The sequence below is a fragment of the Enterobacter cloacae complex sp. SYL003 genome, from assembly GCF_049236925.1.
GTDB lineage: Bacteria > Pseudomonadota > Gammaproteobacteria > Enterobacterales > Enterobacteriaceae > Enterobacter > Enterobacter intestinihominis.
On the sequence record NZ_JBMKJK010000001.1, the window covers coordinates 516,822 to 537,895 of the forward strand.

The 21,074-nt window shown below is 53.4% G+C and carries 18 protein-coding genes; 15 read left to right on the forward strand and 3 right to left on the reverse strand.

Annotated features, from left to right (window positions below; translation table 11 throughout):
- Window positions 1-10: 10 nt before the first annotated feature.
- The 10 genes from ACOT1A_RS02510 to ACOT1A_RS02555 all read left to right on the forward strand — a co-directional run bounded on the left by ACOT1A_RS02510 (window position 11) and on the right by ACOT1A_RS02555 (window position 10,997).
- Window positions 11-1,303, forward strand: coding sequence for an ABC transporter substrate-binding protein (locus ACOT1A_RS02510; RefSeq protein ID WP_023300247.1), 1,293 nt, complete (start codon window positions 11-13; stop codon window positions 1,301-1,303).
- Between the two features lie 21 nt (window positions 1,304-1,324).
- Window positions 1,325-2,206: a carbohydrate ABC transporter permease gene (locus tag ACOT1A_RS02515; RefSeq protein WP_022648300.1), complete on the forward strand. Its 882-nt coding sequence runs from the start codon at window positions 1,325-1,327 to the stop codon at window positions 2,204-2,206.
- Entirely contained in the window at window positions 2,193-3,035 is an 843-nt protein-coding gene (locus tag ACOT1A_RS02520) for a carbohydrate ABC transporter permease (RefSeq protein WP_003856865.1), read from the forward strand. The genes ACOT1A_RS02515 and ACOT1A_RS02520 overlap by 14 nt, the downstream gene beginning before the upstream one ends.
- Before the next feature lie 28 nt (window positions 3,036-3,063).
- A complete protein-coding gene (locus tag ACOT1A_RS02525; RefSeq protein ID WP_015570403.1) occupies window positions 3,064-4,116 on the forward strand; it encodes a zinc-dependent alcohol dehydrogenase in 1,053 nt (350 codons plus the stop codon).
- A 17-nt stretch (window positions 4,117-4,133) separates the two neighbouring features.
- Window positions 4,134-4,922, forward strand: a complete 789-nt coding sequence (locus ACOT1A_RS02530) for a sugar phosphate isomerase/epimerase family protein (RefSeq protein ID WP_023300245.1) — start codon at window positions 4,134-4,136, stop codon at window positions 4,920-4,922.
- An 11-nt stretch (window positions 4,923-4,933) separates the two neighbouring features.
- Window positions 4,934-5,992 (forward strand): Gfo/Idh/MocA family protein, encoded by a 1,059-nt coding sequence (locus ACOT1A_RS02535; RefSeq protein ID WP_126502862.1) that lies wholly within the window; start codon window positions 4,934-4,936, stop codon window positions 5,990-5,992.
- On the forward strand, window positions 5,986-8,265 hold the full coding sequence (locus ACOT1A_RS02540) for a glycoside hydrolase family 65 protein (RefSeq protein WP_276170451.1): 2,280 nt from the start codon (window positions 5,986-5,988) through the stop codon (window positions 8,263-8,265). The genes ACOT1A_RS02535 and ACOT1A_RS02540 overlap by 7 nt, the downstream gene beginning before the upstream one ends.
- Complete coding sequence (gene pgmB / locus ACOT1A_RS02545; protein ID WP_022648295.1) at window positions 8,255-8,920, forward strand: beta-phosphoglucomutase; 666 nt, start codon at window positions 8,255-8,257, stop codon at window positions 8,918-8,920. The genes ACOT1A_RS02540 and pgmB overlap by 11 nt, the downstream gene beginning before the upstream one ends.
- 13 nt (window positions 8,921-8,933) lie before the next feature.
- A complete protein-coding gene (locus ACOT1A_RS02550; protein WP_276170450.1) occupies window positions 8,934-10,016 on the forward strand; it encodes an ABC transporter ATP-binding protein in 1,083 nt (360 codons plus the stop codon).
- 66 nt (window positions 10,017-10,082) lie between these two features.
- Window positions 10,083-10,997, forward strand: coding sequence for an OmpG family monomeric porin (locus ACOT1A_RS02555; protein WP_023300241.1), 915 nt, complete (start codon window positions 10,083-10,085; stop codon window positions 10,995-10,997).
- Window positions 10,998-11,030: 33 nt separating this feature from the next.
- Here ACOT1A_RS02555 and ACOT1A_RS02560 read toward each other — a convergent pair whose 3' ends face one another.
- On the reverse strand, window positions 11,031-12,041 hold the full coding sequence (locus tag ACOT1A_RS02560) for a LacI family DNA-binding transcriptional regulator (protein ID WP_276170449.1): 1,011 nt from the start codon (window positions 12,039-12,041) through the stop codon (window positions 11,031-11,033).
- Window positions 12,042-12,196: 155 nt separating this feature from the next.
- Here ACOT1A_RS02560 and ACOT1A_RS02565 point away from each other — a divergent pair, with 155 nt between their 5' ends.
- From ACOT1A_RS02565 to tyrR, 3 genes are all read left to right on the forward strand, one after another.
- Entirely contained in the window at window positions 12,197-13,594 is a 1,398-nt protein-coding gene (locus tag ACOT1A_RS02565) for a YcjX family protein (protein ID WP_022648291.1), read from the forward strand.
- Window positions 13,591-14,643, forward strand: a complete 1,053-nt coding sequence (locus ACOT1A_RS02570) for a YcjF family protein (RefSeq protein WP_023306373.1) — start codon at window positions 13,591-13,593, stop codon at window positions 14,641-14,643. The genes ACOT1A_RS02565 and ACOT1A_RS02570 overlap by 4 nt, the downstream gene beginning before the upstream one ends.
- A gap of 111 nt (window positions 14,644-14,754) precedes the next feature.
- Window positions 14,755-16,296, forward strand: coding sequence for a transcriptional regulator TyrR (tyrR, locus tag ACOT1A_RS02575; RefSeq protein ID WP_032624142.1), 1,542 nt, complete (start codon window positions 14,755-14,757; stop codon window positions 16,294-16,296).
- Window positions 16,297-16,330: 34 nt separating this feature from the next.
- Here tyrR and tpx read toward each other — a convergent pair whose 3' ends face one another.
- Window positions 16,331-16,837: a thiol peroxidase gene (gene tpx, locus ACOT1A_RS02580; protein WP_003856889.1), complete on the reverse strand. Its 507-nt coding sequence runs from the start codon at window positions 16,835-16,837 to the stop codon at window positions 16,331-16,333.
- 106 nt (window positions 16,838-16,943) lie between these two features.
- Here tpx and ycjG point away from each other — a divergent pair, with 106 nt between their 5' ends.
- A complete protein-coding gene (ycjG, locus tag ACOT1A_RS02585; RefSeq protein ID WP_108367625.1) occupies window positions 16,944-17,909 on the forward strand; it encodes an L-Ala-D/L-Glu epimerase in 966 nt (321 codons plus the stop codon).
- On the opposite strand, the gene mpaA is transcribed toward ycjG, so the two are convergent.
- Complete coding sequence (gene mpaA / locus ACOT1A_RS02590; RefSeq protein ID WP_022648287.1) at window positions 17,900-18,613, reverse strand: murein tripeptide amidase MpaA; 714 nt, start codon at window positions 18,611-18,613, stop codon at window positions 17,900-17,902. The genes ycjG and mpaA overlap by 10 nt on opposite strands.
- 183 nt (window positions 18,614-18,796) lie before the next feature.
- On the opposite strand from mpaA, the gene ACOT1A_RS02595 reads away from it, so the two are divergent.
- Window positions 18,797-20,413: a peptide ABC transporter substrate-binding protein gene (locus ACOT1A_RS02595; RefSeq protein WP_032624146.1), complete on the forward strand. Its 1,617-nt coding sequence runs from the start codon at window positions 18,797-18,799 to the stop codon at window positions 20,411-20,413.
- Window positions 20,414-21,074: the final 661 nt, after the last annotated feature.

Sequence of the window (21,074 nt, forward strand, 5' to 3'; positions counted from 1 at the left end):
GGACCCTAAAATGAAAATGCCAAAAATTGTGCTGTTATCAGCACTGGTTTCGTGCGCCCTGTTATCAGGCTGTAAGGACGATAAAGCATCTCAGGTCACCATTGAGTTTATGCACTCGTCGGTAGAACAGGAGCGTCAGGCCGTTATCACGAAATTGATTGAAAAATTCGAAAAAGAGAACCCGACTATAACGGTGAAACAGGTACCCGTTGAGGAAGATGCCTATAACACCAAGGTTATTACTCTGGCACGTACCGGTGCGCTACCGGAGGTGATAGAGATCAGTCATGACTACGCCAAAGTCATGGATAAAGAGCAATTGCTGGATCGTGACGCCATCGGCCGCGCCGTCAAGGCGGTGGGCGAGGAGACATTTTACGACGGTATTTTACGCGTTGTTCGCACGGAAGATGGCAGCGCATGGACGGGGGTGCCGGTTAGCGCCTGGCTGTCCGGCGTCTGGTATCACAAAGATGCGCTCGCGGCAGCGGGGATCGAGGAACCGCACAACTGGGAACAACTGCTGAAAGCCAGTCAGGCGCTCAACGATCCGGCTAAAAAACATTACGGTATCGCGCTTCCAACCGCAGAAAGCGTCATGACGGAGCAGGCTTTCTCGCAATTTGCTTTGTCAGGAGGGGCCAACGTCTTTGATGCAAACGGCAGCGTGAAAATCGATACCCCTGAGATGTCGAAAGCGCTGGAGTTTTATAGGGCACTGGCCGCGAACACCATGCCGGGCTCGAATGATGTCATGGAGATCAAAGACGCCTTCATGAACGGTTCTGCGCCTATGGCCGTTTACTCTACCTATATCCTGCCCGCGGTCTTCAAAGATGGCAATCCGGCCAACCTGGGGTTCGTTGTCCCGACGGAAAAATCATCAGCCGTGTACGGCATGATCACTTCTTTGACGATCACTACCGGCCAGACCGAAGAGGAAACGCAGGCCGCCGAGAAATTTGTCACCTGGATGGAGCAGGCTCAGAACGCCTCTGATTGGGTCATGATGTCTCCGGGCGCCGCGCTACCGGTCAATAAACTCGTGGTGGGCACTGATTCCTGGAAAAACAACGACGTTATCAAGGCCTTTGGTCAACTGCCTTACGAGCTGATTGCGCAGTTCCCGAACGTCCAGGTGTTTGGTGCCGTGGGCGACAAGAACTTTACCCGCATGGGAGATGTTACCGGGTCCGGCATTATCAGTTCCATGGTGCATAACGTGACGGTGGGACAAAAAGATCTCAATGCGACGTTAAGCAACAGCCAGAAGAAACTGACTGACCTGATATCACAACGATAGGAGCGCTTTGCGAAGGGAATTATGAAGACGTTGTTTTCTGGTCGTTCAGATATGCCTTTCGCCATGCTGCTGTTGGCCCCCAGCCTGATTTTGCTGGGGGGCCTGGTGGCCTGGCCAATGATTTCAAACATTGAAATCAGTTTTTTACGTTTACCGCTGAATCCGCGTATTGATGCGGTGTTCGTCGGTCTGGATAACTACATTCGCATCCTGGGCGATGCTGCGTTCTGGCACTCCCTGTGGATGACGTTCTGGTATACGGCGCTGGTGGTGATTGGCAGCACCGGACTGGGGCTGGCCGTAGCGATCTTCTTTAACCGTGAATTCCGCATGCGGAAAACGGCACGTTCACTGGTGATACTGTCCTATGTGACGCCGTCTATTTCACTGGTATTTGCCTGGAAATACATGTTCAACAACGGCTACGGAATTGTGAACTATCTTGGCGTTGATCTGCTGCATCTCTACGATCAGGCGCCGCTGTGGTTCGATAACCCTGGCAGCAGTTTTGTCCTGGTCGTGCTGTTCGCCATCTGGCGTTACTTCCCGTATGCCTTTATCTCGTTCCTCGCGATTCTACAGACCATTGATAAATCCTTGTACGAAGCGGCAGAGATGGACGGGGCGAATGCCTGGCAGCGTTTTCGTATCGTGACGTTGCCCGCCATCATGCCGGTGCTGGCCACGGTGGTCACGCTGCGCACCATCTGGATGTTCTACATGTTTGCGGATGTTTATCTGCTCACCACCAAGGTCGACATTCTGGGCGTATATCTCTACAAAACCGCCTTTGCGTTCAATGACCTGGGTAAAGCAGCCGCCATTTCCGTTGTGCTGTTTGTGATCATCTTCGCTGTCATTCTGCTGACCAGAAAAAGGGTAAACCTCAATGGCAACAAATAAACGCGTTCTGGGCCGTATCGGTTTTTATCTGGGACTGGCGGTATTCCTGATTATCACGCTGTTTCCGTTTTTTGTGATGCTGATGACATCGTTCAAAAGCGCGAAAGAGGCGATCTCACTGCACCCGACTATCCTGCCGCAGGAGTGGACGTTACAGCACTACATCGACATCTTTAACCCGCTGATTTTCCCGTTTGTGGATTATTTCCGTAACAGCATGGTGGTGTCGCTGACCTCCTCGGTCATTGCGGTGTTTCTCGGTACGCTGGGCGCTTATGCGTTATCCAAACTGCGCTTTAAAGGGCGCACGACGATCAATGCGAGCTTCTACACCGTCTATATGTTCTCCGGGATCCTGCTGGTAGTGCCGCTGTTCAAAATCATCACCGCGCTCGGCATTTATGACACCGAACTGGCGCTGATCATCACCATGGTGACGCAGACGTTGCCGACTGCGGTCTTTATGCTGCGCAGCTATTTCGACACTATCCCGGACGAAATCGAAGAAGCCGCGATGATGGACGGCCTGAACCGCCTGCAAATCATCTTCCGCATCACCGTGCCGCTGGCGATCTCGGGTCTGGTGTCAGTCTTCGTTTACTGCTTCATGGTGGCGTGGAATGACTACCTGTTCGCCTCCATTTTCCTGTCCAGCGCCAGCAACTTCACGTTGCCGGTGGGGCTGAACACGCTCTTCAGTACGCCAGATTACATCTGGGGTCGCATGATGGCGGCATCGCTGGTGACGGCACTGCCCGTTGTCATTATGTATGCCCTGTCTGAACGTTTTATTAAAAGTGGTTTGACCGCCGGCGGCGTAAAGGGCTGAGGCGGCCGATTTTAACAAGGAGTGAGTCATGAAAAAATTAGTTGCGACAGCGCCTCGTGTAGCGGCGCTGGTGGAATACGAAGATCGTCCTGTTGCAGCACATGAAGTGAAGATTCGTGCCCGTTATGGCGCCCCGAAACACGGCACCGAAGTTGTGGATTTCCGCGCGGCAAGCCCGTTCATTGATGAAGAGTTTAACGCCGAGTGGCAGATGTTTACCCCACGTGAAGAGGGGGCAGCACGCGGCATCGAATTTGGTAAATTCCAACTGGGAAACATGATCGTCGGCGACATCATCGAATGTGGTGCGGACGTAACGGAATACCAGATCGGCGACAGCGTTTGCTGCTACGGCCCATTGCAGGAAACGGTCATCGTCAACGCGGTGAACAACTATAAGCTGCGCAAAATGCCGCAGGGCGCATCCTGGAAAAACGCTGTTTGTTACGATCCGGCTCAGTTCGCCATGAGCGGCGTGCGTGATGCTAACGTCCGCGTAGGGGATTTCGTTGTAGTTGTCGGGCTGGGCGCTATTGGCCAGATTGCGATTCAGCTGGCGAAAAAAGCTGGCGCGTCAGTGGTTATTGGTGTCGATCCTATTGAACATCGCTGTGAGATCGCCCGCCGTCACGGTGCAGACCACTGCCTGAACCCAATCGGTACCGATGTCGGTCTTGAAATTAAGAAACTGACCGGCAAGCAGGGCGCGGATGTGATCATCGAAACCAGCGGCTTTGCAGATGCGCTGCAATCTGCGCTGCGCGGACTTGCCTACGGCGGCACGATCTCTTACGTGGCTTTCGCCAAACCTTTTGCGGCAGGCTTCAACCTGGGCCGCGAAGCACACTTCAACAACGCGAAGATTGTCTTCTCCCGCGCATGCAGTGAACCCAACCCGGATTATCCACGCTGGAGTCGCAAGCGTATTGAAGAGACCTGCTGGGAATTGCTGATGAACGGTTATCTCAATTGTGAAGATCTGATCGACCCGGTCGTCACCTTCACCACCAGCCCGGAAAGCTACATGAAGTATGTCGATCAGCACCCGGAACTCAGTATCAAAATGGGCGTTACTTTTTAAGCTAAGGACAGCAAATCATGAAAATCGCAACACAAAACCAGGCCTTTTTCCCGACCACTATCATGGAAAAATTCAAATACATCAAAGCGATGGGATTTGATGGCTACGAAATAGATGGCCGGCTGCTGGTTGAACATCTCGACGAAGTGAAAGCCGCTATCAAAGCCACCGGTCTGCCGGTTACGACGGCGTGTGGCGGATACGATGGCTGGATCGGGGATTTCATCGAAGAACGCCGCCTGAACGGTCTCCAGCAGATTGAACGCATTCTGGAAGCGCTGGCAGAAGTGGGCGGCAAAGGGATTATCGTCCCAGCTGCCTGGGGGATGTTTACCTTCCGTCTGCCGCCAATGACTTCGCCACGTAGCCTGGACGGCGATCGCAAAGCGGTCAGCGCTTCCCTGCGCTGGCTGGATGAGGTAGCAGCGCGCACCGGTACTACCGTCTACCTGGAGCCGCTGAACCGCTATCAGGATCATATGATCAACACCCTGGCCGACGCGCGTCGTTACATCGAAGAGAACGGCCTGAAGCACGTGCAGATCATCGGTGATTTCTACCACATGAACATTGAAGAAGACTCACTGACGGAAGCGTTGCATCACAACCGCGATCTGCTGGGTCATGTGCATATTGCTGATAACCACCGCTATCAGCCGGGCAGCGGCAGCCTTGATTTCGCAAGCCTGTTCGGTCAGCTGCGTGCTGATAACTATCAGGGTTATGTGGTGTACGAGTGCCGGGTTCGTGCCGACGATCCGGCTCAAGCCTATCAGGACTCACTCAATTACCTGCGTGAATGCTAAGGATGACGAGCGTGATGAGTGCTTCTACACCTTTGCCTCTGCGCGTCGCCATCATTGGCGCCGGGCAGGTTGCAGACAAAGTGCATGCCTCGTATTACGCCACGCGCAGTGATGTTCAAATGGTGGCTGTCATGGACAGCCGCCTTGAGCAGGCACAGGCGTTCGCGGAACGTTATGCCATTCCAACGGCATGGCAGGACGCTCACGAGATGTTGCAGAAAGTAAAACCGGATGTGGTGAGCGTCTGTTCGCCTAACCGGTTCCATTTTGAACATGTGATGGCGGCTCTCGAAGCGGGTTGCCATGTGATGTGTGAAAAGCCGCCGGCAATGACGCCGGAACAGGCCGACCAGATGCGCATCGCGGCGCGCAAGGCAGGAAAAGTCCTTGCGTATGATTTTCATCATCGCTTTGCCCTGGACACCCAGCTCCTGCGCGATGCGGTAATGAACGGCACACTCGGTGAAATTTACTTCACTTCCGCGCAGGCGCTGCGTCGCTGCGGTGTGCCGGGGTGGGGCGTTTTCACCAATAAATCGCTCCAGGGCGGCGGGCCGCTTATCGATATCGGCATTCATATGCTGGATGCTGCGATGTACGTGTTGGGCTTCCCGGCTGTGAAGCGGGTAACCGCGCACAGCTTCCAGAGACTGGGGAACCGGAAACACAACGGTCAGTTTGGCGAATGGGATCCTACGCAGTTTACCGTGGAAGATGCCCTGTTTGGCACGATTGAATTCTGCAACGGCGGCGTTCTGCGTCTGGACACCTCCTTTGCGCTTAACATCCGCGAGCAGTCCATCATGAACGTCTCTTTCTGCGGTGAAAAGGCAGGCGCAACGCTGTTCCCGGCGCATATCTATAACGACGAAGCCGGTGTTTTAGAAACCCTTTTCCATCGTGAAGAGGCGGACGATCAGCGCCATCTGCGCAGTATGGATGCCTTCGTGCGTCATGTGCTGGGAGAGAACGTTATGATCGCTGACGCAGAACAGGGTCTGGTTATACAACAGCTTGTTGCCGCGCTTTATGAATCAGCAGAAACAGGGGAAAGCGTGACATTATGCTGAACGTGTCTGTATTAAACGATCCGGGCTTTTGTCCTCACAGCCTGAACAAATATGCCTCTGTCATGACATGCGGGAATGGATACATGGGCATTCGCGCTACGCATGAAGAAGATTACACCCAGCAGACCAGAGGCATGTATCTCGCGGGGCTTTATCATTGCGCGGGTCGCAACGAGACTACTGAGCTGGTCAATCTGCCGGATATCACCGGTATTGATGTTGAGCTTGATGGCGTCAATTTCACGCTCCTGTCAGGCGAAATTCTTGAATGGCAGCGCGAGCTGGCCTTTGCTAACGGCGAACTGCATCGCAACGTTGTCTGGCGTGCACCCGACGGGAAACGTTATCGGCTGGAGAGCCGTCGTTTTGTTTCGCTGGACCAGTTGCCCTTAGTGGCAATGCAGTTCTCGATCACACCGCTTGATGGCGACGCTCAGGCCGTGCTGAAAACCGGCATAGATGCGACACAAACGAACAGCGGCAGACAGCATCTGGATGAAATCTCGGTCAGGATCTTTGACCAGCACTACATGCAGGGCGTGTATGAAACGCAGGACCGTGCATCTGAGGTTGTGGTTTCGGCGTATTGCCAGCTCTCGACGAAAAGCGACAGCTGTTTCACCGCCAAAAACCGCCGTCTCAGCGTGCATCATTCGCTGACGATTGCTCGAGGTGACACTGTCACGCTTGAGAAGATCGTCTGGGTGGCTCATCGTAGCGAGAAAGCGCTGTCGCAGGAGTCATTCGCGCGCAACGCGCTGGCCGATCTTAAAGTCTGTGCGGCAAGAGGTTATGAGGCGTTGGTTGAAAGCTCAGCGTATGCCTGGAAAGATGTCTGGCGCGACGCACGTGTGGAAGTGACTTCCACAGAGCAACAGGATCAGCAGGCGCTGGATTACGCCGTCTGGCATCTGACGACAATGACGCCTGCTCATGATGAGCGAAGCAGTATTGCGGCGAAAGGGCTGACGGGTGAGGGGTACAAGGGGCACGTCTTCTGGGATACCGAAATTTTCCTGCTGCCGTTCCATCTGTTTACCCGCCCGCAGATTGCCCGCAGCCTGCTACGCTATCGTTGGCTTAATCTGGCAGGCGCACGGGAAAAAGCGCGCCGTAACGGTTGGCCGGGTGCATTGTTCCCGTGGGAAAGTGCGGCCAGCGGACAGGAAGAGACGCCAGAATTCGCGGCCATTAACATCCGCACCGGGGTTCGCCAGAAGGTGGCTTCCGCACTCGCTGAACATCACATTGTGGCTGATATCGCCTGGGCCGTGGTCGCTTACTGGCAGGCAACACACGACGATGCCTTTATGCGCAATGAGGGGCTGACGCTACTGATGGAAACCGCTTCGTTCTGGATGGGACGCGCGACGGAAATCAATGGTCGTCTTGAGATCCATGACGTGATCGGACCGGATGAATACACCGAGCATGTCAACAACAACGCCTACACCAACTATCTGGCCTGGTACAACGTTGCCTGCGCGCGTCAGTTTATGGCGATGTTTGGCCGTGAAGATGCGCGTTTTACGGAGAATGCCGGGAAGTTCCTGGCGCGCCTGTGGCTGCCAGAGGCCGACGCTGACGGTGTGATCCCGCAGGATGATACCTTCATGGCAAAACCTGCCATCGATCTGAGCCGCTATAAAGCCAAAGCGGGTAAGCAAACCATTCTGCTTGATTACTCTCGCGCGGAAGTGAACGAGATGCAGATCCTGAAGCAGGCCGATGTGGTGATGCTTAACTACCTGCTGCCGGAACGGTTTACGCCGCAGCAATGTGCCGCCAATCTGGCGTTCTACGAGCCACGCACGATTCATGATTCATCCCTGAGTAAAGCCATTCACGGCATTGTGCTCGCACGCTGCGGTGACACCGAGGGGGCGTATGCCTTCTGGCGTGACGGTATCGCCATCGATCTGGGGGACGACCCACACAGCAGTGATGACGGTATTCATGCCGCCGCCACCGGTGCGATCTGGTTGGGCGCTATTCAGGGGTTTGCTGGCCTGCACATTAGCGAAGGGGAGCTGCATCTTGCACCGAAACTGCCTGTTCACTGGCAGAAACTCGCCTTCCCGCTGCGGTGGCGGGACGCAACAATGCACATTACCTGTGAAAATGACCAGTTAACCATTGAGACTACCGCACCTGTCACGTTGACGCTGTGGGGTAAAACGCTGCATGTATCAGGGCGAAAAGTCTGCGCGCATAAGGACTTTCTTGCACCTTTTAATGGGACCGCTACCACGGAGGGGCGCCATGACGCTTAACGCTGTTGTATTCGATCTGGACGGGGTGATCACCGATACCGCGCATCTTCACTTTCTGGCCTGGCGCGCCGTGGCGGAGGAGATTGGTATTACCTTCGATGAAGTATTTAACGAACAGCTGAAGGGAATAAGCCGAATGGACTCCCTCCAGCGCATTCTGAAACATGGCGGGAAAGAGGGGATGTTTAGTGACGAGCAGCGCCTGGCGCTGGCGACGAAAAAAAACGCGCTTTACGTCCAGTCGCTGGCATCACTGACGCAGGATTCGCTGCTCCCGGGTATTCGCGACGTGCTGGCTGATATTCGCGCCGCGAAGGTCAAAATTGGGCTGGCATCCGTATCGCTTAATGCCCCTGGGATTTTGCACGCGTTGGGTATTCATCAGGCTTTCGATTTTTGCGCCGATGCTTCGCGCATTTGCCGCTCAAAGCCGGACCCGGAGATCTTCCTTGCAGCCTGTAAAGGACTGAACGTGCGTCCTGAAGAGGCCATTGGTATCGAAGATGCCGCCGCAGGGGTAGATGCGATCAACGCCGCAGGAATGCTGTCGGTCGGGATTGGGCCTGGCCTGAACCATGCGGGATTACAACTTCATTCAACGCAGGAACTGACCTGGGAACGCCTGACGGCGTTCTGGGCATCCCGGGCGTATTGATAAGGAATTAATAATGGCTCAACTGTCTCTGAAACACATTCAGAAAATCTATGATAACCAGGTCCACGTGGTTAAGGATTTCAATCTCGAGATTGAAGATAAAGAATTTATCGTCTTCGTCGGTCCATCGGGCTGTGGGAAATCCACGACGCTGCGAATGATTGCCGGCCTTGAGGAGATCAGCGCAGGTGAACTGATTATTGACGGGGTTTGTATGAATGAAGTTCCCGCCAAGTCCCGTGATATCGCAATGGTCTTCCAGAACTATGCGCTCTATCCGCATATGACGGTCTACGACAACATGGCGTTTGGCCTGAAGATGCAAAAAATAGCACCTTCCATCATCGAAGAACGTGTTAGCTGGGCGGCCCAGATCCTGGGTTTACGCGACTATCTCCAGCGTAAACCTGGCGCATTGTCAGGTGGTCAGCGTCAGCGCGTGGCGTTAGGCAGGGCGATAGTGCGTGAAGCAGGGGTCTTCCTGATGGATGAACCGCTTTCAAACCTCGATGCCAAGCTTCGTGTACAGATGCGCGCTGAAATCAGCAAGCTGCACCAGAAGCTCAACACCACCATGATTTACGTGACGCACGATCAGACGGAAGCCATGACGATGGCGACCCGTATTGTGATTTTAAAAGACGGCATCATTCAGCAGGTGGGCGCGCCGAAGCAGGTTTACAACGAGCCGGCGAATATGTTCGTTGCAGGCTTTATTGGTTCACCTGCGATGAACTTCATTCGTGGCGCGATCGACGACCGATACTTCGTGACGGAAACGCTGCGTCTGGAGATCCCGGAGGACAAGCTGGCCGTACTGAATGCGCAAGGTTACCAGCGCAAAGCGGTCGTCTTTGGGATCCGTCCGGAAGACATTCTCACGCTACAGCGCAGCGGTGAAAACATCGCGGCGAAGATCAGCGTCGCTGAGCTGACTGGGGCAGAATTTATGCTTTATGCCAACGTGGGCGGGCATGAACTGGTTGTCCGTGCGGGAGCGGCGGATGATTACGTTGCAGGAGATAATATCGGCATCCAGTTCGATATGAGTAAGTGCCATTTCTTCGATGCTGATACTGAAGCAGCTATTAGATAAGAAAGGTATTCGCCGGAAATGAAAGTTTCCGGTTTTTTTGTATGTTAATTATAAAGGAATATTTTAATGAGTACTCTACTAAGAAGTGCTGCGCTCGTTCTGTGCGCAGGGGTAAGCTGCGCGCAAGCAACAGAGTCAACCAAACAGTGGGAATTTAATATTGGTGCCATGTATGAAATTGAAAACGTCGAAGGTCAGGGCGACGATAAAGATGGATTATATGAACCTTCCGTGTGGTTTAACGCCACGTATGATGCGTGGACAATTTCACTGGCGATGTATCAGGAAGGCCCGGTTGATTACAGCAGCATGACGCGCGGCACCTATTTCGATCGTCCTGAATTTGAATTACGGTATCGCTTCATTGGCACAGAGGATTTTACGCTGGGTCTTACGGGCGGATTCCGTAATTATGGATATCATTTTAAAGATGAGCACGGTGCGAAAGACGGTAGTGCTAATATGCAGCGCTATAAAATTCAGCCTGACTGGGATGTGAAATTAACAGATGACTGGCGTTTTGGCGGTTGGTTTGCCATGTACCAGTTTGCGAATGACCTGGGAAAAACCGGTTATTCTGACAGCCGTGTCGAAACGGAAACCGGATTTACCTGGACAATAAACGAAACCGTCTCTGCAAAAGTTAACTACTATTTAGAGCGTGGCTTCAATATGGACAGTTCACGTAATAACGGTGAATTCTCCACCCAGGAGATTCGTGCCTACCTGCCTGTTTCATTAGGCCAGACAACGCTTACACCTTACACCCGTCTGGGGCTCGATCGCTGGTCAAACTGGGACTGGCAGGACGATCCAACTCGTGAAGGGCATGACTTCAATCGACTGGGTCTGCTCTATGCTTATGACTTTGCGAATGGCCTTTCCATGACGCTTGAGTATGCCTACGAATGGGAAAATCATGACGAAGGCGAGAGCGACCGCTTCCACTATGCGGGTGTCGGCGTCAATTACGCGTTCTGATGACGTTATACCAGGGGCGTTTGCCCCTGGTTTTTAGCGTAACGAAGCTGCATCTGAAAAATGTGTTTCAACCAATACCTTATGCGGCGCAGGTTTATCCGCAATGCACCTGAACAACAAATCGCAGCTCTCTTCGCCCAGCTTTTTCGTGGGGATATCAAAGCCGCCTGGTGCAGGGGTTAAAATGAGAGATAGCATCGGGTCGCTGTATCCTGCCATCGCGACCTGTTCCGGGATCGCCAGATTTAGCGCATCCGCAGCACGATAAAGACTCAGCAATTTCATGCTGTCAGTCGCAAAAACCGCATCGGGCGGGTTGTCTGAGGAGAGTAGCTGGCAGGCTGCCTGAAGCGCGCTTTCATGGGTATAGCCGCCATCGATAACCCAGGTCGGGTTAATTTCGATGCCGTGTTTCTCAAGGCTGAATTTATAACCCGCCAGGCGATCGATAGAGACGTGATAATCGAGCGGGGCATGCAGACAGGCAATTTTGGTGCGGCCATGCGTGATAAACGAGTCTGTTATTATGGCGCTGTCGCGGAAATTATCCGTGTCGACAGAATAGATATTCTGGTAATTTCCTTCCACTTTACCAATGACGACCACGGGCACACCGTATTCATCCAGCGTCGAGAAAAACGACTCGTTCGCCGGCGAGCTTAGCATGATGATGCCTTTGATCATCTTCTGCTTTATTTTACCCACGCATTTTTGCAGATCATCTTCACTGCTTTTGGACGTTTGTAAAATAACATCAAAACCTTCTTCTTCTGCTTTTGCCGTTATGGCATGCAGTACATCTGAGAAAAAGGGATTTCCTGCAGTGGTCTTGGTTGAGCGGGTCGAAATAACCATAATGGCGTCGAAGCCAGAAGAGGTGAGTGCGCGGGCAAGTTTATTAGGTTGGTAATTTAACTCATCTATCGCCTTCAACACCTTTTCACGCGCTTCAGGAGAAATATTCGTTTGTTTATTCAGAACGCGTGACACGGTTGATTTCGAAACGCCAGCAACGCGGGCAATATCATAGATGGTGGGTGACATACACCTTACTCACTCCAGACGGACAGCAATTGCGTCCATCTTACTGGAGAGAAAACGGCAATAGCAATAATTAAGAATTGATAATCAACGATCTGCCCCAATTTACTGTATTCTGAAGTGACTTTGTTCAGGGTTCCAGACAATGAAGGACGGCGATGAAGCGACTTAAAAACGAATTCAATTCTCTGGTGAACCGTGGCGTTGATCGCCATCTGCGTCTTGCCGTTACCGGGCTGAGCCGCAGCGGTAAGACGGCATTCATTACGGCGATGGTCAATCAGCTGTTGAACCTGCATGCTGGGGCGCGCCTGCCACTGCTTAGCGCGGTGCGCGAGGAGCGATTGTTAGGCGTAAAACGCGTACCGCAACGTGATTTTGGCATCCCCCGTTTCACCTATGATGAAGGTCTGGCACAGTTATACGGGGAGCCTCCCGCCTGGCCCACCCCGACGCGTGGCGTGAGCGAAATTCGCCTTGCGCTTCGTTTTCGCTCGAATGAATCCCTGATGCGTCACTTTAAAGAAACGTCCACGCTGTATCTCGAAATTGTGGATTATCCGGGAGAATGGCTGCTCGATTTACCGATGCTGGCGCAGGATTACCTGAGCTGGTCCCGACAGATGACCGGTCTGTTGCAGGGGCAGCGGGCAGAGTGGTCGACCAAATGGCGCCAGCTTTGCGAAGGGCTGGATCCGCTGGCGCCGGCGGATGAAAACCGTCTGGCCGTGATAGCCCAGGCCTGGACGGATTACCTGCATCAGTGCAAGCAGGAAGGGCTGCATTTTATTCAGCCTGGCCGTTTTGTTCTGCCGGGAGATCTAGCCGGTGCTCCCGCGCTACAGTTTTTCCCGTGGCCGGACGTTGACCGCATCGGCGAATCGAAGCTGGCACAGGCAGACAAGACCACTAACGCCGGTATGCTCCGCGAGCGATACAATTATTACTGTGAGAAGGTGGTTAAGGGTTTTTATAAAAATCATTTTTTACGCTTTGACCGCCAGATCGTGCTGGTGGACTGCCTGCAACCCCTCAACAGCGGGCCGCAGGCGTTCAATGATATGCGGCTGGCGCTGACGCAGCTGATGCAAAGTTTTCATTATGGCCAGCGTACGCTGTTTCGCCGTTTATTCTCGCCGGTCATCGACAAGCTGCTGTTTGCCGCCACAAAAGCTGATCATGTGACGGTCGATCAGCACGCCAACATGGTATCCCTGCTGCAACAGCTGGTGCAGGATGCCTGGCAGAACGCGGCGTTCGAAGGGATTAGTATGGATTGTCTGGGTCTGGCGTCCGTACAGGCTACACAGAGTGGGTTGATTGACGTGAATGGCGAGAAAATTCCGGCCCTGCGGGGCAACCGACTCAGCGACGGTGAGCCGCTCACGGTCTATCCGGGCGAAGTTCCCCCGCGTTTGCCGGGCCAGGCTTTCTGGCAAAGCCAGGGTTTTCAGTTCGAAGACTTCCGTCCGCAGAGCATGAACGTTGACCAGCCATTGCCGCATATTCGTCTGGATGCCGCGCTGGAGTTTTTAATTGGAGATAAATTGCGATGACGGAACCGTTAAAACCCCGCATTGATTTTACCGGCCAGCTTGAGCAGTCCCCGCATGAGGCGTTTAAAACAGCGCAAACCTTCAGCGGTCCGCAGGCCGACAACTTTGCTCCCGTGCTGGCAGAGGAGCCGTTGGTTGAAGAGGGGCAGGCGGAAGCGGTCGTTGATGCGGCACTGCGCCCGAAACGCAGCCTGTGGCGTAAGATGGTGACCGCCGGGTTAGCCCTTTTTGGTGTGAGCGTAATTGGTCAGGGCGTGCAGTGGGGCGTCAATGCCTGGCAAACCCAGGACTGGGTAGCGCTGGGGGGATGCGCCGCCGGGGCGTTGATCGTTGGTGCGGGCGTCGGCTCGGTCGTGACCGAGTGGCGTCGCCTCTGGCGTCTGCGTCAGCGTGCGCACGAACGCGATGAAGCGCGGGATCTGCTGCACAGCCACGGCACCGGAAAAGGGCGTGCTTTTTGTGAAAAGCTTGCGGCTCAGGCCGGGATAGATCACTCTCACCCGGCGCTTCAGCGCTGGTATGCGGCGATCCACGAAACCCAGAATGACCAGGAAGTGGTCACGCTCTATGCGCACATTGTTCAGCCGGTACTGGATGCGCAGGCTCGTCGTGAGATCAGCCGCTCGGCGGCGGAATCCACCCTGATGATTGCCGTCAGTCCGCTGGCGATGGTGGACATGGCCTTTATCGCCTGGCGCAACCTGCGCCTGATCAACCGCATCGCCAGACTGTATGGCATTGAGCTTGGCTATTACAGCCGACTGCGCCTGTTCAAACTGGTGTTGCTGAATATCGCCTTCGCCGGGGCAAGCGAACTGGTGCGGGAGGTCGGGATGGACTGGATGTCGCAGGATCTTGCGGCGCGTCTCTCTGCCCGGGCGGCGCAGGGGATTGGTGCCGGTCTGCTGACGGCACGCTTAGGAATCAAAGCGATGGAGGTTTGTCGTCCACTCCCCTGGATCGATGGCGATAAGCCGCGGCTGGGGGATTTCCGTCGCGAATTGATTGGTCAGCTTAAAGAGACGCTCAATAAAAAACCTGCTCAGTGAGGTTTCGTTTACTAATCGTGCGGGCTGTCAATATTTGTTGACAGCCACCTTCCCGAATACCGTGATCTGACATATCATTTTACTGTTATTGGCTTAAACGGTGAATTTCCCATGCGTCTGGAAGTCTTTTGTGAGGACCGTCTCGGTCTGACCCGCGAGTTACTCGATCTTCTTGTTTTACGTAGCATTGATTTACGTGGCATAGAGATCGACCCTGTCGGGCGAATTTACCTCAATTTTGCCGAAATTGAATTTAATACCTTCAGTAGCCTGATGGCCGAAATCCGCCGTATCGCTGGCGTTACGGATGTACGCACCATCCCCTGGATGCCATCCGAGCGGGAACACCTTGCGCTGAGCGCACTGCTGGAAGCAATGCCGGAGCCGTTTCTCTCTCTCGATCTGAAAAACAAAGTCGAGCGCGTTAACCAGGCCAGTTGCCAGCTGTTTGCGCAGACTCAGGAAAAGCTTATCGGTCATCACGCCACGCAATTGATCCCAGGTTTTAATTTCCAGCGCTGGCTGGACAGCAACCCGCAAAATACCCATAGCGAGCACGTCGTCATCAATGGACAGAATTTCCTGATGGAGATCACGCCGGTCTACCTGAAAGGGGAAAATGCCGCGCGGGTGCTCACCGGCGCGGTAATCATGCTGCGCTCCACGGTGCGCATGGGCCGCCAGTTACAGAACCTTTCCAGCCAGGACGTTGGCGCATTCAGCCAGATTATTGCGGTAAGCCCGAAGATGCGTCACGTAATCGACCAGGCGCGCAAGCTGGCTAATCTGACCGCGCCGCTGCTAATTACCGGTGATACCGGCACGGGGAAAGATCTGCTGGCGCATGCTGTGCACATGGCCAGCCCGCGAGCGGCAAAACCGTATCTGGCGCTGAACTGTGCATCGATTCCGGAAGATGCGGTGGAAAGCGAGCTGTTCGGGCATGCGCCGGAAGGCAAAAAAGGCTTCTTTGAACAGGCAAACGGCGGTTCGGTGCTGCTGGACGAGATTGGCGAAATGTCGCCACGCATGCAGGCGAAACTGCTGCGTTTTCTCAATGACGGCACGTTCCGCCGCGTGGGGGAAGATCATGAAGTGCACGTGGATGTACGCGTCATCTGCGCCACCCAGAAAAACCTGGTGGAGCTGGTGCAGAAAGGAGTATTCCGCGAAGATCTCTACTATCGTCTCAACGTTCTGACGCTCAATATTCCGCCGCTGCGCGATTGCCCGCAGGACATCATGCCGTTGACGGAACTGTTCGTCGCCCGTTTTGCCGACGAGCAGGGCGTGCCGCGTCCGAAGCTCTCTGCCGACCTGGGTACCGTGCTGACGCGTTACGGCTGGCCGGGCAATATTCGTCAGCTAAAAAATGCGGTCTATCGCGCATTAACTCAGCTTGAAGGGTATGAACTGCGTCCTCAGGATATTCTGTTGCCGGATTACGATGCCGGGACGGTCTCGGTAGGCGAAGAGGCAATGGAAGGCTCGCTGGATGACATCACCAGCCGTTTCGAGCGTTCGGTGTTAACGCAGCTTTATCGCAGCTATCCGAGCACGCGCAAGCTGGCTAAACGTCTTGGGGTGTCACATACCGCGATTGCGAATAAGCTGCGCGAGTATGGGTTAAATCAGAAGAAGGGTGACGAATAAATAAAAAAGCCTCTTTGCAGAGGCTTTTTTACGTTTAGGCTTTAAGTGCCTCAAGTGCAGCGGTGTAATCCGGTTCGGTAGTGATTTCGTTAACCAGCTCACTGAAAACAACGTTGTCGTTTTCGTCGATCACCAGCACCGCACGAGCAGCCAGACCTTTCAGCGCGCCTTCGGAAATGGCAACACCGTATTTTTCCAGGAAATCGGGGCTACGCAGAGTGGAAAGGGTGATGACGTTGCTCAGGCCTTCAGCGCCGCAGAAACGAGACTGGGCAAACGGCAGGTCAGCAGAAATGCACAGCACTACGGTGTTGTCCATTTCGGTCGCCAGCTGGTTGAATTTACGCACTGATGCAGCACAAACGCCAGTATCGATGCTTGGGAAAATGTTCAGGACTTTACGTTTGCCAGCAAACTGGCTCAGCGTGACGTCAGACAGATCTTTAGCCACCAGAGTAAAAGGCTGTGCTTTGCTGCCAGACTGTGGGATGGAACCTGCAACAGCAACCGGGTTGCCCTGGAAATGAACGAGTTGTGACATAGATATCTTCCTGTTTACAAATAGTTAACGTCGTGGCTAGTGTATGTCATCCGCAGTTAGCACGGCAAACCAATTTTCTGCCTTTCCGGCCTGCAAGGAGTCAGTGATGAGAAGCGTTAAGGTCTATGAAGAAGCCTGGCCATTGCACACCCCGTTTGTGATCTCGCGCGGCAGCCGTAATGAGGCCTGCGTGGTCGTGGTTGAATGTGAAGAGGACGGCGTAAAAGGCGTCGGGGAATGTACCCCTTATCCTCGCTACGGAGAAAGCCTGGCGTCAGTCATGGCGCAAATTATGACGGTGGTGCCCGAGTTGCAGGCGGGCCTGACGCGTGAGGCTCTTCAGCAGAGGTTGCCGGCCGGCGCGGCGCGTAACGCGATTGACTGCGCACTCTGGAGTCTGGAAGCGGCGAAACAACAAAAACCGCTACCTTCGCTGCTGGACGTTACGCTGCCGCAATCGATCGTCACCGCGCAAACGGTGGTCATTGGTGAACCAGAGCAAATGGCCGCCAGCGCTCAGGCGTTGTATGCCACCGGTGCAACCTTATTAAAGGTGAAGCTCGACGATCGTCTGATTAGCGAACGCATGGTCGCCATTCGTGCGGCGGTACCTGATGCCACCCTTATCGTCGATGCAAACGAATCATGGCACAGCGAAGGGCTGGCAGCCCGTTGTCAGCTGCTTGCCGATCTGGGCATTGCCATGCTGGAGCAGCCCCTCCCGGCAGAAGACGATGCCGCGCTGGCGAATTTTATTCATCCGCTTCCCGTCTGTGCAGACGAAAGCTGTCATACCCGTGAGAGCCTGTCAGCCCTCAAGGGCCGCTACGAGATGGTGAACATCAAGCTGGATAAAACGGGTGGGTTAACCGAGGCCCTGGCACTGGCACAAGATGCGCAGGCGCAAGGCTTTTCCCTGATGCTGGGCTGTATGTTGTGCACGTCCAGAGCGATCGGTGCTGCACTCCCGCTGGTGAACAGCGTGCGTTTTGCCGATCTGGATGGCCCAACCTGGCTGGCGGTTGACGTTTCACCCGCCCTGAGTTTTACCTCCGGCGTACTTCATCTTTGAGGCTGCCAGCGCAGAAGATCTGTCATCGCTCTGAGGTATTTTTCACTCGCTTCATCCGAGGAAATAGGCGGAAACTCTGCGGTGATACAGTGAAGACTGAGGTCCGCGCACCAGCTGCCAAACGACCCGGGCGTTTCATACCCGACGCTGGTTACCAGAGGTAGAGCAAACGCATCCGCCAGCCACTGCCCGAGCGCCGTATGACGAGGATCTTCAATACAAGCGAGGGGATCGTGGAAAGAGACAACCCAGGCCGGGTGGATCTTATGAATAAGCTGGCACAGAGCCTGGGTTTCGGGCTCGGAACCCGGTTTTTCTCCCGTAAGCAGGACCACATCTCGTTCCTGCGCCGAACTGTTCCAGCGATACACCGTTTCACCGGCACGCCAGTTTGCTGCAGGAAAGTTCCTGTTAAGGTCAACGCCTCGTGCGTTCGCCCGTAATCCAAGCTGGCATCCGTCCGGGTTGACGGTCAAAATCACATGATGTCGTCGTAAATCGGGGGCCAGCGTACGTAGCGCGCACGAAAGCGTCACGATGGACGAGTTTTCATCGCCATGTGTGCCCGCAATGATTAAGCCGCTAGTGCGATCGGGCTCGGGAGCCGGAAACCAGATCAGTGGGGCGCCTAAAAATGAGCGGCCATAATGTTCAGTCCCGGGCGGGAAAGCGCCGCGTTCCGTTCTTGGTCGGGTGGTTGCCATAATAAACCCTGATGATGAAGTAGCTTCTGGCAGTGTTGTGCAAAACCCGCGCTTAATCAAATGGTTTCCGTCTGTGTGTAAAATTGCCTGACATCAACTTTCCTGAGGAAGCATTTGCATTTCTCCGTTTCGAAACAAATAATTACGCATCTGCCTGTTACCTGACATCATTAAGGGGATCGTATGAAGCATCCTGTTTCGCTTCTTTGTACTGCGCTGTGGCTGTGCGGGTTTTCTTCACTTTCATATGCCGCGGAGGTTCCCAGGGGAACGGTGCTGGCGCAAAAGCAGGAGCTGGTTCGACACATTAAAGATGAACCCGCCTCGCTCGATCCGGCAAAAGCGGTGGGTTTACCCGAGATACAGGTGATCCGCGACCTTTATGAAGGGCTGGTGAATCAGAACGAAAAAGGGGAGCTGGTTCCCGGCGTGGCGACGCGCTGGCAGAGCAACGATAACCGTGTCTGGACGTTTACGTTGCGGGATAACGCGAAGTGGTCTGACGGTACCCCGGTGACGGCACAAGATTTTGTCTACAGCTGGCGTCGTCTGGTTGATCCTAAAACTACGTCACCTTTCGCCTGGTTTGCAGCGCTGGCGGGTATTAATAATGCGCAGGCCATTATCGATGGTAAAGCTGCACCGGAAACGCTCGGCGTGACGGCCGTCGATGCTAAAACGCTGCGCGTGCAGCTGGATAAACCGCTGCCATGGTTCAGCAACCTCACGGCTAGCTTTGCGTTCTATCCTGTTCAAAAGGCAAACGTGGAAAGCGGTAAAGAATGGACGCGCCCTGGCGCGCTCATCGGCAACGGTGCGTATGTGCTGAAAGATCGCGTGGTGAATGAAAAACTGGTGGTTGAGCCGAATACTCACTACTGGGATAACGCCAACACGGTGCTTAAAAAAGTCACCTTTGTGCCAATCAACCAGGAGTCCTCAGCGACCAAACGCTACCTGGCGGGTGATATCGATATTACAGAATCGTTTCCGAAAAACATGTACCAGAAGCTGCTTAAAGATATTCCGGGACAGGTTTATACACCGCCACAGCTTGGGACCTATTACTACGCGTTTAACACACAAAAAGGCCCAACTGCGGATGCCCGCGTACGTCTGGCGCTCAGCATGACTATCGACAGACGTATTATGGCTGAAAAAGTCCTGGGAACCGGTGAGAAACCGGCCTGGCATTTCACTCCCGATGTCACTGCCGGTTTTACACCGGAAATCTCGCCATTTGAGCAGATGTCGCAGCAGGAGCTAAATGCTCAGGCGAAAACGTTATTACAGGCGGCAGGCTATGGTCCCCAGCGCCCGCTGAAATTAACGCTGCTGTACAACACGTCTGAAAACCACCAGAAAATCGCCATTGCCGTCGCATCTATGTGGAAGAAAAATCTGGGTGTTGACGTTAAGTTGCAGAATCAGGAATGGAAGACCTACATCGACAGCCGCAATACCGGGAATTTCGACGTGATCCGTGCGTCGTGGGTAGGGGATTACAATGAGCCGTCGACATTCCTGTCGCTGCTGACGTCCTCTCACACCGGCAACATCTCACGGTTCAACGACCCTGCTTACGATAAGATTATTCATCAGGCGACGCTCGAAACCACAGAAAAAGCGCGTAATGCAGACTACAACATGGCCGAGAAGATCCTCGCCGAGAAAGCGCCGATAGCCCCTATTTATCAATACACCAATGGCCGCCTCATTAAGCCCTGGGTTAAAGGGTATCCGATAAATAACCCAGAGGATGTTGCGTACAGTCGTACAATGTATATTGTAAAGCATTAAAAAAACAGGAAAGGCGCTTAAGTGGTTTTGGCAAATAGCTATACATCGCTTAAGCGCCTGAACACACGGTTCATGGTACCTACAGGCTAGTTATTATCAAAATTCCTTTCATAAAAAATCATTTATTCTTTTGATGAATGCTTCGAGCGACATCTCTTTTCCAGTTTATTGAAAAGCGTGCAAGCATTTATACATCCTCCATGTAATAGCTTAATTCCTGCTATTTAAAACCTGACTTTTGTCCGATATAGGATTTTTCCATATTCAGGAGGTTTATTGAATAAGATGATATGTCTCTGCGATTTTGCAGCTGATGCTTAGATCAGCATTGATATAAATCAATTATTCAACGACAGGTGGCAATGAATTCAATATTCTCTATCAAGGCAGACGTTCCTGCTAATCTATTGTGAATAAATGGTTAATACTTTCTGCGTGCCACTTATATCTGGAATTTATAAATACTAGTGATTAGTGGAAAATTCTTAAGAAAAATCCATATGCAGATCTTTGATCTGAAAAGTTGATCATGAATGGGCTTTTGCTCTAATATGGTTTTGTAAAGACCCGTCACTCACTTAACTCGTATTTCTTGCAAAGAAAGGGACTGCTATGGCCGATTCATTTCAGAATGAGGTGCCCAAGGCACGCATAAATTTAA

What these genes read in the sequence shown, in the direction of transcription:
- ycjG (WP_108367625.1), top strand. Translation starts at nt 16,944, where the DNA reads ATGAGAAGCGTTAAGGTCTATGAAGAAGCCTGGCCATTGCACACCCCG.
- ACOT1A_RS02510 (WP_023300247.1), top strand. Translation starts at nt 11, where the DNA reads ATGAAAATGCCAAAAATTGTGCTGTTATCAGCACTGGTTTCGTGCGCC.
- ACOT1A_RS02560 (WP_276170449.1), bottom strand. Translation starts at nt 12,041, where the DNA reads ATGTCACCCACCATCTATGATATTGCCCGCGTTGCTGGCGTTTCGAAA.
- ACOT1A_RS02555 (WP_023300241.1), top strand. Translation starts at nt 10,083, where the DNA reads ATGAGTACTCTACTAAGAAGTGCTGCGCTCGTTCTGTGCGCAGGGGTA.
- ACOT1A_RS02595 (WP_032624146.1), top strand. Translation starts at nt 18,797, where the DNA reads ATGAAGCATCCTGTTTCGCTTCTTTGTACTGCGCTGTGGCTGTGCGGG.
- tyrR (WP_032624142.1), top strand. Translation starts at nt 14,755, where the DNA reads ATGCGTCTGGAAGTCTTTTGTGAGGACCGTCTCGGTCTGACCCGCGAG.
- ACOT1A_RS02525 (WP_015570403.1), top strand. Translation starts at nt 3,064, where the DNA reads ATGAAAAAATTAGTTGCGACAGCGCCTCGTGTAGCGGCGCTGGTGGAA.
- ACOT1A_RS02520 (WP_003856865.1), top strand. Translation starts at nt 2,193, where the DNA reads ATGGCAACAAATAAACGCGTTCTGGGCCGTATCGGTTTTTATCTGGGA.
- ACOT1A_RS02515 (WP_022648300.1), top strand. Translation starts at nt 1,325, where the DNA reads ATGAAGACGTTGTTTTCTGGTCGTTCAGATATGCCTTTCGCCATGCTG.
- ACOT1A_RS02530 (WP_023300245.1), top strand. Translation starts at nt 4,134, where the DNA reads ATGAAAATCGCAACACAAAACCAGGCCTTTTTCCCGACCACTATCATG.
- ACOT1A_RS02570 (WP_023306373.1), top strand. Translation starts at nt 13,591, where the DNA reads ATGACGGAACCGTTAAAACCCCGCATTGATTTTACCGGCCAGCTTGAG.
- ACOT1A_RS02550 (WP_276170450.1), top strand. Translation starts at nt 8,934, where the DNA reads ATGGCTCAACTGTCTCTGAAACACATTCAGAAAATCTATGATAACCAG.
- pgmB (WP_022648295.1), top strand. Translation starts at nt 8,255, where the DNA reads ATGACGCTTAACGCTGTTGTATTCGATCTGGACGGGGTGATCACCGAT.
- tpx (WP_003856889.1), bottom strand. Translation starts at nt 16,837, where the DNA reads ATGTCACAACTCGTTCATTTCCAGGGCAACCCGGTTGCTGTTGCAGGT.
- ACOT1A_RS02540 (WP_276170451.1), top strand. Translation starts at nt 5,986, where the DNA reads ATGCTGAACGTGTCTGTATTAAACGATCCGGGCTTTTGTCCTCACAGC.
- ACOT1A_RS02565 (WP_022648291.1), top strand. Translation starts at nt 12,197, where the DNA reads ATGAAGCGACTTAAAAACGAATTCAATTCTCTGGTGAACCGTGGCGTT.
- mpaA (WP_022648287.1), bottom strand. Translation starts at nt 18,613, where the DNA reads ATGGCAACCACCCGACCAAGAACGGAACGCGGCGCTTTCCCGCCCGGG.